10 protein-coding genes are annotated in these 12,040 nt (G+C 64.1%); all 10 read right to left on the minus strand.

What is annotated here, in order from left to right; translation table 11 throughout:
- Window position 1 precedes the first annotated feature (1 nt).
- Window positions 2-343, minus strand: a complete 342-nt coding sequence (locus ACJA3S_RS04540) for a cupin domain-containing protein (protein WP_406820972.1) — start codon at window positions 341-343, stop codon at window positions 2-4.
- A 32-nt stretch (window positions 344-375) separates the two neighbouring features.
- Window positions 376-1,782, minus strand: a complete 1,407-nt coding sequence (locus tag ACJA3S_RS04545) for an NAD(P)/FAD-dependent oxidoreductase (protein ID WP_406820973.1) — start codon at window positions 1,780-1,782, stop codon at window positions 376-378.
- A gap of 63 nt (window positions 1,783-1,845) precedes the next feature.
- The gene (locus ACJA3S_RS04550) at window positions 1,846-2,655 is read right to left on the minus strand and encodes a helix-turn-helix domain-containing protein (protein WP_406822202.1); all 810 of its coding nucleotides are present in this window, start codon (window positions 2,653-2,655) and stop codon (window positions 1,846-1,848) included.
- Window positions 2,656-3,080: 425 nt separating this feature from the next.
- Window positions 3,081-4,049 carry a peptide ABC transporter ATP-binding protein gene (locus ACJA3S_RS04555; protein WP_406820974.1) on the minus strand — a complete coding sequence of 323 codons (969 nt, stop codon included), beginning with the start codon at window positions 4,047-4,049 and terminating at the stop codon, window positions 3,081-3,083.
- Window positions 4,049-5,017 (minus strand): ABC transporter ATP-binding protein, encoded by a 969-nt coding sequence (locus ACJA3S_RS04560; RefSeq protein ID WP_406820975.1) that lies wholly within the window; start codon window positions 5,015-5,017, stop codon window positions 4,049-4,051. The genes ACJA3S_RS04555 and ACJA3S_RS04560 overlap by 1 nt, the downstream gene beginning before the upstream one ends.
- Before the next feature lie 10 nt (window positions 5,018-5,027).
- Window positions 5,028-5,954, minus strand: coding sequence for an ABC transporter permease subunit (locus ACJA3S_RS04565; protein ID WP_063911340.1), 927 nt, complete (start codon window positions 5,952-5,954; stop codon window positions 5,028-5,030).
- Window positions 5,955-5,964: 10 nt separating this feature from the next.
- On the minus strand, window positions 5,965-6,975 hold the full coding sequence (locus ACJA3S_RS04570) for an ABC transporter permease subunit (protein ID WP_170028381.1): 1,011 nt from the start codon (window positions 6,973-6,975) through the stop codon (window positions 5,965-5,967).
- A gap of 91 nt (window positions 6,976-7,066) precedes the next feature.
- Window positions 7,067-8,677, minus strand: a complete 1,611-nt coding sequence (locus tag ACJA3S_RS04575) for an ABC transporter substrate-binding protein (RefSeq protein ID WP_406820976.1) — start codon at window positions 8,675-8,677, stop codon at window positions 7,067-7,069.
- A gap of 77 nt (window positions 8,678-8,754) precedes the next feature.
- Window positions 8,755-10,134, minus strand: coding sequence for an OprD family porin (locus ACJA3S_RS04580; protein ID WP_406820977.1), 1,380 nt, complete (start codon window positions 10,132-10,134; stop codon window positions 8,755-8,757).
- 225 nt (window positions 10,135-10,359) lie between these two features.
- Window positions 10,360-11,952 (minus strand): ABC transporter substrate-binding protein, encoded by a 1,593-nt coding sequence (locus ACJA3S_RS04585; protein WP_406820978.1) that lies wholly within the window; start codon window positions 11,950-11,952, stop codon window positions 10,360-10,362.
- Between the last annotated feature and the right edge of the window lie 88 nt (window positions 11,953-12,040).

Raw genomic sequence — 12,040 nt, forward strand, 5'->3', positions numbered from 1 at the left:
ATCAGAAGATAAGGACGTAGGTCTTGCGCACCGTCTCCTGGATGTCCCAGGTGCCGGTGCTGTTGGCCGGTAGCATCAGTGCGTCTCCGGCTTCTATATGCAGCGGCTCGCCGTCGTCGGGGGTGAAGGTGCAGCGGCCCTTGATGAAATGGCAGAACTCCTGCTGCACGATCTGCCGACGCCAGCGCCCGGGGGAGCACTCCCAGATGCCGGTCTCGACGCCGTCGCTGCGGGCCACACAGGTGACCGAAGTGACTGCCACGGGGTCGCCGAGGGGGACCGCGACCGGGCTGGAGCTGTCGAGCACGGCGATGTCGGTGTTCTTGAACTGGGTGATGCTCATGACCGGTTGATCCTGTGTCGGGTGATGGGAAATCAGTGCATGAAGCCTTCCATGAAGTCCGCCAGTGCGCCGGCCAGACGCCGCCGCCAGGGCGCGCTGGCGGGGTTGGCGAGGGTGCGGTCCTCGTGGACGAAGCTCTGGATGATCGCGTTGTAGCCCAGCCAGCGGCAGGGCTCGGCGGGCCAGCTGGCCAGGCTCGACAGCGGGCGGTTGTCGAGCACCCAGGGTTGCCCGGTCAGTTCGTTGTGCTGGTTGAGGATCAGCGCCGCCAGGGTGCGCCCGCCGAGGTTGCTGGCGCCGACGCCTTCGCCCCCGTAGCCACCGGCCAGGGCGATGCCACGCTGGCGGTCGCAGAGCATGTGCGGACGAAAACGCCGGGCCATGCCCAGGTTGCCGCCCCAGGTGTGGGTGATGCGCACATGCTTCAGCTGCGGGAACAGCTCGCTGAACAGGTAGCGGCGCAGTTCGACTTCGTGTTCGCCAAGGGTGAAATTTTCTCGCAGGCGGCCACCGAAGCGGTAGCCGCCACGCGCACCGAACACCAGGCGGTTGTCGGCCGTGCGTTGGCCGTAGGTGACCTGGCGGCTGCTCTCGCTGAAGGCCTGGCCCTGGCTCAGGCCGATCTGTGCCCAGGTGGCCTCCGGCAGTGGTTCGGTAGCCACCAGCAGGCTTTGCACCGGTAACTGGTGTTTGCCCAGCGGCGGCAGGGTGACGGCATAGCCTTCCACGGCAGGTACGGTCCATTGGCAGCGGATACGTGCCAGCGGGGTACGCACCTCACCGGGCTGCCAGTCGATGGCCGGGGTATTCTCGTAAAGCGGTACGCCCAGCGCTTCCACCGCCCGAGCCAGGCCACGCGCCAGCTTGGCCGGCTGGATGGTGGCGGTGTGCGGGCTGTAGATGGCGCCATAGGCGTTGCTGACCCGCAGCTGGGTGTCCAGTTGCTCGGGGCGCAGCCAGCGGTAGTCGTCTTCGGTCATGCCCTGGCGGTACAGGTCGTCCAGGTAAGCGCGCAGGCTGCGTTCCTGTTCCGGGTAACGCGCGGCGCAATACAGCACGCCGCCCTTGCGGTAGTTGCAGTCGATGCCTTCGCGTTGCAATACGCTGTGCACTTCATCGGGGATGCCGTGCAGCAGGTCGATGCTGGCCCGGCGCTGCTGCGGCGACAGGCTGGCCAGCAGGCGGTCTTCACCGAGCAGGTTGCCCATCAACCAGCCGCCATTGCGCCCCGAGGCGCCGAAGCCGGCGATGTTGGCCTCGATCACCGCGATGTTCAACTGCGGTGCCTGGCGCTTGAGGTAGTAGGCAGTCCACAGCCCGGTGTAGCCGGCGCCGAGGATGCACACATCGACTTCGAGGTCCTGGCGCAGGGCCGGGCGCGCGCACAGTGGCTCGTCGAGCTGGTCCATCCACAGGCTGAGCGTGCGCAGGGGTTGCATCGGTATTGCTCCACATCCGTCGAGGTCTGTGGGCGATGCTAGTCGTGTCGGTCGGCGCCTGTCTTACGTGCGTGCACGCAGGGAATTTTGCTTCAGATAGGCCTTGGGAGTCAGGCCGGTGTGTTTGCGGAAGCACTTGTAGAACGCCGAGAGCGAGTTGAAGCCGGCGTTGAACGCCAGGTCGTCGATCGTTGCTTCGACGCTGTTGTCGCCCAGGCTGGCCATCAGGTGTTGCAGGCGTGCCTGGTTGACGTAGCGGTAGAAGCTTTGCCCGAGCACCTGGTTGAGCAGGTAGGAAATCTGGTTGCGGCTATAGCCACTCGCGTCCGCCACCTGTTGCAGGTCCAGTTCCGGGTCGAGGTAGGGGCGCTGGCGCTGGAAGTAGTGCTCCAGGTCCTGGGCCATGGTCGACAGCTGCCGCGGCGACAGGCCCAGGCGGCTGGTGGCCGGGCGCGGGCCGGAGCGGATCTGGCCTGTGCCGTTCTGGCGGACCAGGGTGGCATACTCGTTGACCTGCCAGATCAGGCCGTCCTTGACGGTGATCGCTTCGCTGGACTGGAACGCTACCAGGCCGTCGCCGCCCTGCACCGTGACCTGGTACTGGATGAACGCCGTGTTGCCGTCGACGCGGATGCGGTCGCTGTGGACGATGTCTTCGCCGGCTTCATGAGGCAGGCAGGCGCGCACGTAGTCGCGCAGTTCCTGGTAGCGGAGCACACGGTTCTGGAAGAAGTCGTGGTACTGGATGTCGGGGTGGTAGAGCGCGATCACGCCGTCGAGGTCGCGGTGCTTCCAGCACAGGTGGTAGCGCAGCACGGTGTCGGCGGTGAGCGGGGTCTGCTCGGGGCCGTCGGGGAGGGTGGTGGCGGTCATGGCGCCGATAGTGCATTGCAGAACACCCAGGTGCAAGGGTGGGGATCCGGCATATTGCATGGTTCTGGCAAGCGGCTCGGGGAGTAAGCCATTGATTCGGTTGGGCGTGATTCTTTGACAAGGATGGCATGGCGAGTGCACCGGTCTGTTCAACATCGAACAAGGAGAAAGGCCATGCGCTCGATATTGCTGTGGATGATTGGGGTGCCGATTCCGGTAATTATCCTCATCTGGTTGTTCATGCATTGAGAATTCAGGGGGCCGCTTTGCGGCCCTTTCGCGACACACGGCCGCTCCTACAGGATGAGGTGCGCCCCTTTTTTTCGGAAAAAAACCTCAGGGGCGCAATTCAGGAGATCGCGCTCCTTTGTAGGAGCGGCCTTGTGTCGCGAAAGGGCTGCAAAGCAGCCCCGGCTATCCAAAGGCTAAAGAAACTGCTCGGCATAGTGACAAGCCACCTGCCGCGTGCCCACCTGCCGGAACGCCGGCACTTCCTTGGCACAGCGTTCGGTCGCATACGGGCAGCGCTTGTGGAACGCGCATCCAGGCGGGGGATTGAGCGGGTTGGGCAACTCCCCGGCAATGCGGATCTTCGGCTTCAGCGGATCAGGATGGATCGCCGGTGTCGCCGACAGCAGCGCCTGGGTATACGGATGCAGCGGCTTTTCGTAGATATCCTCCTTCGGCCCCATCTCCGCTGGCCGACCCAGGTACATCACCAGCACCTGATCGGCCACATGCTGCACCACCGCCAGGTTGTGCGAGATGAACACATAGGCGGTGTTGAACTCCTTCTGCAAGTCCATGAACAAGTTCAGCACCTGGGCCTGGATCGATACGTCCAGCGCCGAGGTCGGTTCGTCGGCAACCAGCACCTTGGGTTGCAGCATCATCGCCCGGGCCAGGGCGATACGCTGGCGCTGGCCACCCGAGAACATGTGCGGGTAGCGCTGGTAATGCTCGGGGCGCAGGCCGACCTGTTCCATCATCTTCTGCACTTTTTCACGCCGTTCGGCCTTGCTCAGCGAAGTGTTGATCAGCAGTGGCTCGGCCAGCTGGTCGCCGATCTTCTGCCGCGGGTTGAGCGAGGCGTAGGGGCTCTGGAACACCATCTGCACGTCGCGGCGCAGTTGCTTGCGTTCGGTTTTGCTGGCGCCTTTCACCTCGGTGCCGGCAATTTGCAGCGAGCCGGACGATGGCTCTTCGATCAGGGTCAGGGCGCGGGCCAGGGTCGACTTGCCACAGCCGGACTCGCCGACCACGGCCAGGGTCTTGCCCGCCTCCAGCTCGAACGACACGCCATTCAGCGCACGCACCAGGGCATGGCCCTTGAACAGCCCGCGGGAGACTTCGTAATGCCGGGTGAGCTCCCGGGCGGAGAGAACGACGGCCATCACGCCACCTCCTGGTTCAGTGGGTAGAAGCAACGTGCCAGGCTTTGTGCCTTGGCGTCGAGCGGCGGACGATCACGCCGGCAGTTGTCCTGTACGTATGGGCAGCGGGGGGACAGCAGGCAGCCCTGCGGGCGGTCATAGCGGCCCGGGACGATACCGGGCAGCGTGGCTAGGCGCTCAGCCCCTGCGCTGTGTTCGGGAATCGCCGCCAGCAAGGCTTCGGTGTACGGGTGGGCTGGAATGTCGAACAGTTCCGGCACCTGGCCGACCTCCACCGCTTCGCCTGCGTACATCACGCACACCCGCCTGGCGGTTTCGGCTACCACGGCGAGGTCATGGGTGATCAGGATGAGCGCCATGTTGCGCTCTTTCTGCAGGTTGACCAGCAGTTCCATGATCTGCGCCTGGATGGTCACGTCCAGCGCCGTAGTCGGTTCGTCGGCGATCAGCAGCTTGGGTTCGCCAGCGATGGCCATGGCGATCGCCACACGCTGGCTCATGCCGCCGGACAATTGATGCGGGTAGGCATCCAGGCGGCTTTCCGCCGCCGGGATCTCGACCTTCTTCAACAGCTCCAGGGCCCGCTGGCGCGCGGCCTTGCCCTTCAGGCCCAGGTGCTGGCGCAGCACTTCCTCGATCTGGTAGCCCACGGTGTAGCTGGGGTTGAGCGCGGTCATCGGGTCCTGGAAGACCATGGCGATGTCCTTGCCCACCACCTTGCGCCGCTGGCGCCCGCTGAGCTTGAGCATGTCGGTGCCATCGAAGGTCAGCGCGTCGGCGGTGATGCGCCCGGGGGCGTCGACCAGGCCCATCAGGGCCATCATGGTGACCGACTTGCCCGAGCCGGACTCACCGACGATGGCCAGGATTTCGCCGGCTTCCACCGTCAGGTCCAGGCCATCGACCACTGGTACGGCATTGGCGTCGCCGAAGCGCACGTTCAGGTTGTTGATCTGCAACAGTGACATGGCGTTCTCCTCAGGCGGCGTTCTTGAGTTTCGGGTCCAGCGCATCGCGCAGGCCGTCGCCCATCAGGTTGATTGCCAGCACACTGAGTAGAATGGTCAGGCCGGGCAGGCTCACCACCCACCAGGCGCGCTCGATGTAGTCACGGGCCGATGCCAGCATGGTGCCCCACTCGGGGGTCGGTGGTTGTACACCGAGGCCGAGGAAGCCCAGGGCGGCGGCGTCGAGAATGGCCGAAGAGAAACTCAGGGTGGCCTGCACGATCAGCGGTGCCATGCAGTTGGGCAGCACCGTGACGAACATCAGCCGTGGCAGGCCGGCACCGGCCAGGCGCGCAGCGGTGACATAGTCGCGGTTCAGCTCGCCCATCACGGCGGCGCGGGTCAGGCGCACATAGGAGGGCAATGAAACGATGGCGATGGCGATCACCGTGTTGATCAGGCCTGGGCCGAGGATGGCGACGATGGCCACTGCCAGCAGCAGCGAGGGCAGGGCCAGCATCACGTCCATCAGGCGCATGATCGACGGGCCTAGCAGTTGCGGGAAGAACCCTGCCAGCAGGCCCAGCAGGATGCCCGGGATCAGCGACATCACCACCGACGACAGGCCGATCAGCAGCGACAGCCGCGCGCCCTGGATCAGCCGCGAAAGCAGGTCGCGGCCCAGCTCGTCGGTGCCGAGGATGAACTGCCAGCTGCCGCCTTCCAGCCATACCGGCGGGGTCAGCAGGAAGTCGCGGTACTGCTCGCTCGGGTCGTGCGGGGCGACCCACGGCGCGAACAGCGCGCAGAACACCACCAGGCACATGAAGGCCAGGCCCATCACCGCGCCTTTGTTGCGCGCGAAGGCCTGCCAGAATTCTTTGTACGGCGAAGGGTAGAGCAGGCTCTGGTCCACCGGGCTGGCCGGTGTGACGGATTTCGGAATCGGGCTAGTCATGGCGAGGGCCTCAGCGCTGATGACGGATGCGTGGGTTGGCCAGGCCGTAGAGGATGTCCACGACGAAGTTGACCAGGATCACCAGGCAGGCGATCAACAGGATGCCGTTCTGGACCACGGGGTAGTCACGGGCACCGATGGCTTCGATCAGCCATTTGCCGATGCCCGGCCAGGAAAAGATGGTTTCGGTCAGCACCGCACCGGCCAGCAGCGTGCCGACCTGCAGGCCGAACACGGTCAGCACCGGGATCAAGGCATTGCGCAGGCCGTGCACGAACACCACGCGGGCGGGCGACAGGCCTTTGGCGCGGGCGGTACGGATGTAGTCCTCGCGCAGCACTTCGAGCATCGACGAGCGGGTCATGCGGGCGATCACCGCCAACGGGATGGTGCCGAGCACGATGGCGGGCAGGATCAGGTGCATCAGTGCGTCCTTGAACGCGCCTTCTTCATCGCTGAGCAGGGTGTCGATGAGCATGAAGCCGGTTTTCGGCTCGATGTCGTAGAGCAGGTCGATGCGCCCGGATACCGGGGTCCAGCCCAGGCTTACCGAGAAGAACATGATCAGGATCAGGCCCCACCAGAAGATCGGCATGGAGTAGCCCGCCAGGGAAATCCCCATCACTCCATGGTCGAACAGCGAACCGCGCTTGAGCGCGGCGATCACCCCGGCCAGCAGGCCGACGATGCCGGCGAACAGCAGGGCGGCGAAGGCCAGTTCGAGGGTGGCCGGGAACAGGGTGAGAAACTCGTGCCAGACACTCTCGCGGGTGCGCAACGATTCACCCAGGTCGCCCTGGGCCAGCTTGCCAACGTAGTCCAGGTACTGGACCGGCAGCGGCTTGTTCAGCCCCAGACGCTCCATGGCCTGGGCATGCATTTCGGGGTCGACCCTGCGCTCGCCCATCATCACTTCCACCGGGTCGCCGGGGATCAGGCGTATGAGCGCGAAGGTCAGCAAGGTGATGCCGAAGAACGTCGGTATCAACAGGCCAAGGCGCCGGGCAATAAAACTCAACATTGTCGGGGTTACCTCATCAGGCCGTGGGGCGATCAGCCCGTTACGGCGGGGCCGCCGGGCCCCGTGTGGGCGGCCGGCGGTCGTTGTTGTTCTACTTCACCTTGGTAGTGGCGAAGTTGTTGTTGGTCAGAGGGTTGATCACGTAGCCCTCCACGTTGTCACGCATGGCGGTGAACATCTTCGGATGGGCCATGCTGATCCAGGGTTGTTCGTCATCGTACACTTTCAATGCCTCGTTATAGAGCCTTGCACGCTCGTCGTTGTCGATCACTTCGCGGGCGCGGCTGATCAGCTCCTGGAACTTAGGGTTGCACCAGCGCGCATAGTTCTCGCCGCTCTTGACGGCATCACAACTGAGCAGCGGGCTGAGGAAATTGTCCGGGTCGCCGTTGTCGCCGGCCCAGCCGGTGGATACCAGGTCGGCTTCGCCCTTCTTGGCCCGGCGCAGCATCTCGGCCCACTCCATGACGCGGATATCCAGCTTGAGGCCGATCTGTTTGAGGTCGGCCTGCAGCATCTCGGCGGACAGCCGCGGGTTGGGGTTGGTCGGGCCACCACCGTTGCGGGTGAACAGGGTGAGCGTCGTGCCCGGCGGTACGCCAGCTTCGTTGAGCAGTTGGCGTGCCTTGGCCAGGTCGCGGGGCGGGTTCCTGTTCTCGTTGTTGTAGCCGATCATGGTCGGCGGATAAGGGTTCACGCCCACCAGTGCATTGCCCTTGCCGAACAGCTGGTCGACGTGGGTCTGGCGGTCGAAGGCCATGTTGATGGCTTTGCGTACGCGCACGTCGCTCAGGTATTTGTGTTCGGTGTTCATCGAGATGTAACCGGTGACCAAGGCCTCGATTTCATCGACCTTGAGTTTCGGGTCCTGCTTGATCGACGGCACATCATCGGGCTTGGGATAGAGCGCCACCTGGCACTCGTTGGCGCGCAGTTTCTGCAGGCGCACGTTGCTGTCGGTGGCGATGGCGAACACCAGCGCATCGGCCGGTGGCTTGCCACGGAAATAGTCCGGGTTGGGCTTGAAGCGAACCTGGGCGTCCTTGTTGTAACGCTGGAAGATGAACGGGCCGGTGCCGATCGGCTTGCTGTTCAGCTCGGCGGTCTTGCCAGCCTTGAGCAACTGGTCGCCGTACTCGGCGGAGTAGATCGAGGTAAAGGCCATGGCCATGTCACGCAAGAATGGCGCTTCCGGTCGGGTGAGGGTAATCACCACGGTGTGCTGGTCAGCCTTGCTGACCGACTTGAGCAGGTCCTTGAACCCCATGCTCTCGAAATACGGGTAGCCAACGCTGGTCTTGTCATGCCAGGGATGGTTCGGGTCGAGCTGGCGATTGAGGCTCCACAGCACGTCATCGGCGTTGAAGTCGCGGGTCGGCTTGAAGTAGTCAGTGGTGTGGAACTTCACCCCTTGGCGCAGGTGGAAGGTGTAGGTCATGCCGTCGTCGGAAATGTCCCAGCGCTCGGCCAGGGCCGGCTGGATTTCGGTAGTACCGGGCTTGAAGTCGACCAGGCGGTTGAACACTGTCTCGGCCGAGGCATCGGCGGTGACCGCAGTGGTGTACTGGACGATGTCGAACCCTTCCGGGCTGGCTTCGGTGCACACCACCAGCGGTTTGGCCGCCAGTTGCGTGGCGCCGCCCAGAAGCAGCGCGGCCAGGGCCAGGCGCAGTGGTCGCGATTTGGTGAACGTTCTGTGCATGGGGTGAAACTCCCTGCTTGCATTGGTTCCAGCGTAGCCGCCCCGGCCCGCAGCGAAGCAGGTCGGGGCGCCGACGGTCAGAGGATGTTGAACGGAATGGTGGTGACCACCCGGAACTCGTCCAGGCTGCCATCGCCCTGGGCCTTGCTGGCGCGGTGCGCGGTGTAGGTGGCGCGGATGCTGGTGTCCTTCAGCGGCCCGCTCTGCACCGCGTAGCTGGTGCCGATGCCCCACTCGTAGTGGGTTTCGCCATCCAGGCCGTTGACGTCATAGGCGGTACCACGGTAATGGGTGCCGTCGATGCCCCAGCCGCGGGCGTTGTACAGGTTGAATTTCAGCCCCGGCACGCCATACGGCGCCATGTTCAGCACGTAGGAAAGCTGCAGCGATTTCTCGTTGGGGCCGTTGAAGTCCGACAGCAGCGAGTTGGCCAGGTAGATGCCGTTGGTTTCGTGCAGGTAGTCGAAGTACTCGTTGCCGTTGACCTGCTGCCACGAGGCGCTGACGGTGTGGGCCTGGTGGGTCAGGCCGAATGACAGGCTGTAGGTGTCGTTGTCGATTTCGCCCATTTTCTGGCTGCCGGCGTCGACGGTCTTGTAGTAGTTCAGGCCGGTGCTCAGGCTCAGCACTGCGCTATCGCCGAGCACGTGGTTGGCGCCGAAATAGTACTGGTTCCAGAAGTCGTCGACCTTGGTGGCGTACAGGCTGGTGGTCAGGCTCTTGAACGGCTGGTAGTTGATGCCGGCGGTGCTGGCGCGGTCGGTTTCAACGCCAGTGGCGCTGTACTCGCTGCGGAACTTGCTGAGGCTCTGCTCGGTGCGTGGCGAGACGCGGTCGAAGGTGCCCAGGTCGAAACTCAGGTTGTCGAATTCGGCGCTGTGCAGGAATGCCCCCTGGAAGCTCGAGGGCAGGGCGCGGTTGCCGATGTAGGCGATCATCGGAGTGTCCACCGATTGGCGGCCGACGGTCAGGGTGGTGTTGGACACGCGTGCCTTGACGTTGGCCAGGCCCATCTTGCTCCACTGGCCGACCGGGTCGCCGTCGCTGTGGGTCAGGGTGCGGTTGTTGGGGCCGGCGACCGCCTCGCGGCTTTGCTGCAGGGCGATGGCATTGTAGCCAGCGGCTTCGACGGCGAAGCCGACGGTGCCCTGGGTGAAGCCGGAACTGTAGTTGAGGATGGTGCCCTGCACCCAGTTCTCGCGGCTGTGGGTGTCGTGACGGGTGCCGTCGCTCTTGTAGTACTTCCACAGCGGTGCGCGGGCGGCACGTTCGTGGGCATACCAGTTGCGGGTGCTGCCCGACAGGCTCTGGCCGTCGATGAAGCCGCTGGCCTGCTCCTGCTCGCTGCTGCCTTTGAGGGTGACGGGCACATAGTCCTGGCTCTGCGGGTCGGCCTGGGTCACGGTGGATAAGGCACTGATGGATAACGCCAGTGCGGTCAAGGTGAATAGTCTCAAGGTTAAAGCTCCCTTTCTGTTCTTCTAGTTATTCCCTGGCCTTGTGGGCCGGGGCTCTTGCTGCGGTGTTGCCAGGGTTGCCCGGGGTCACCGGGCTGAATCGGGGCGGTGTGCTGCTGGCCCTATCGCCGGCAAGCCAGCTTCCACAGGTACGACGCAAACTGCGAAACCTTGCTGACCCTGTGGAAGCGGGCGGGCGCGCGCGCGAGCGCTGCAGGCTGGAAATCAATCAACACTCACACCGGAAAAATCATTGCGCCCGAACGGGCTGACCTTGAACTCGGAAACCTTGACACTGAGCGGCTGGTTCACCGTGGAATGCGCCACCGGGGTAATCGGCACCTGTTGCTTGAGGCGTTGCTGGGCCTGCTGGTACAGCGCCGTGCGTTGGTTGCGGTCGGTGACCTGCTTGGCCTGCTTGACCAGGCGGTCGTATTGCGGGTCGCACCACAGCGAATAGTTGTTGCTGCCGATCGCGTCGCAGTTGTAGAGGGTGCCCAACCAGTTGTCCGGGTCGCCGTTGTCGCCGGTCCAGCCGATCAGGGCGATGTCGTGTTCGCCGCTTTTCATGCGTTTGAGGTATTCGCCCCATTCGTAGCTGACGATGCGCACCTTGAAGCCGAGCTTGCTCCAGTCGGCCTGGAGCATTTCTGCCATCAGCTTGGCGTTGGGGTTGTACGGGCGCTGGACCGGCATGGCCCACAGGGTGATTTCGCTGCCGGGCTTCACGCCGGCCTGCTGCAGCAGCTGGCGGGCCTTTTCCGGGTCATAGGGCGCGTCCTTGATGCTGCTGTCATAGGACCACTGGGTCGGCGGCATGGCGTTGACCGCCAGCTGCCCGGAGTCCTGGTACACCGCCTGGAGGATCGCCTGTTTGTTCACCGCCATGTCCATCGCCTGGCGTACTTCCAGGCGGTCGAATGGCGGGTGCTGGGTGTTGTAGGCGATGTAGCCGAGGTTGAAGCCCGGTTGCTGCAGCACCTGCAGCTTGCTGTCGGCCTTCAGCGCCGGCAGGTCGGCCGGGCGCGGATGCAGGGTGACCTGGCATTCGTTGCGGCGCAGCTTCTGGATACGCACCGACGGGTCGGTGTTGATCGAGAACACCAGATTGTCGATCTTCACCTCGTCTGCTGCCCAGTAAGCCTGGTTGCCCTTGTAGCGAATCTGTGAATCCTTCTGGTAGCGCTGGAACACGAACGGCCCGGTACCGATCGGTTGCTGGTTGATGTCGCTGGGGCGCCCGCTGGCCAGCAACTGCCCGGCGTATTCGGCAGAGAGAATGGAGGCGAAGCTCATGGCCAGGTTCTGGATGAAGGCGGCATCGACCGCGTTCAAGGTGAACACCACGGTCATCGGGCCGGTTTTCTCGACACGGGCGATGTTCTTGTCCAGGCCCATGCTGACGAAATAGGGGAACTCGGTCGGGTAGGCCTGACGGAACGGGTGGCCCTTGTCGAGCATGCGGTTGAAGGTGAACAGCACGTCGTCGGCGTTGAACTCGCGGCTGGGTGTAAAGGCCTTGTTGCTGTGGAACTTCACCCCCTCGCGCAGGTGAAAGGTGTAGCGCAGGCCATCGTCAGATACTTCCCAGCGGGTTGCCAGCGCAGGCTGCACGGCGGTGCCACCGCGCTCGAACTCGACCAGGCGGTTGTAGATGGGCTCGGCGGCATCGTTGTCGGTGGCGCTGGTGTATTGCGCGGTGTCGAAGCCGGCCGGGCTGCCTTCGGAGCAGAACACCAGGTTGTTGGCCAGCACGGCCGGGGTCTGGCTGACCAGGCCGAGGGCCAGCAGGGCGGAAAGGCGGGTGGTGTAGCGCATGAAAAAGTCCTTTTACGTCTGTTTGCGCCGCCGCATGCAAAAAATGCCGGCAACAGCGCGCCGCCCCCGCAGTGCTGGCAGCGGGGCG

It is taken from the genome of Pseudomonas sp. KnCO4, from assembly GCF_045344305.1.
GTDB classification, from domain to species: domain Bacteria; phylum Pseudomonadota; class Gammaproteobacteria; order Pseudomonadales; family Pseudomonadaceae; genus Aquipseudomonas; species Aquipseudomonas anuradhapurensis.

What these genes read in the sequence shown, in the direction of transcription:
- ACJA3S_RS04540 (WP_406820972.1), bottom strand. Translation starts at nt 343, where the DNA reads ATGAGCATCACCCAGTTCAAGAACACCGACATCGCCGTGCTCGACAGC.
- ACJA3S_RS04545 (WP_406820973.1), bottom strand. Translation starts at nt 1,782, where the DNA reads ATGCAACCCCTGCGCACGCTCAGCCTGTGGATGGACCAGCTCGACGAG.
- ACJA3S_RS04550 (WP_406822202.1), bottom strand. Translation starts at nt 2,655, where the DNA reads ATGACCGCCACCACCCTCCCCGACGGCCCCGAGCAGACCCCGCTCACC.
- ACJA3S_RS04555 (WP_406820974.1), bottom strand. Translation starts at nt 4,049, where the DNA reads ATGGCCGTCGTTCTCTCCGCCCGGGAGCTCACCCGGCATTACGAAGTC.
- ACJA3S_RS04560 (WP_406820975.1), bottom strand. Translation starts at nt 5,017, where the DNA reads ATGTCACTGTTGCAGATCAACAACCTGAACGTGCGCTTCGGCGACGCC.
- ACJA3S_RS04565 (WP_063911340.1), bottom strand. Translation starts at nt 5,954, where the DNA reads ATGACTAGCCCGATTCCGAAATCCGTCACACCGGCCAGCCCGGTGGAC.
- ACJA3S_RS04570 (WP_170028381.1), bottom strand. Translation starts at nt 6,975, where the DNA reads ATGTTGAGTTTTATTGCCCGGCGCCTTGGCCTGTTGATACCGACGTTC.
- ACJA3S_RS04575 (WP_406820976.1), bottom strand. Translation starts at nt 8,677, where the DNA reads ATGCACAGAACGTTCACCAAATCGCGACCACTGCGCCTGGCCCTGGCC.
- ACJA3S_RS04585 (WP_406820978.1), bottom strand. Translation starts at nt 11,952, where the DNA reads ATGCGCTACACCACCCGCCTTTCCGCCCTGCTGGCCCTCGGCCTGGTC.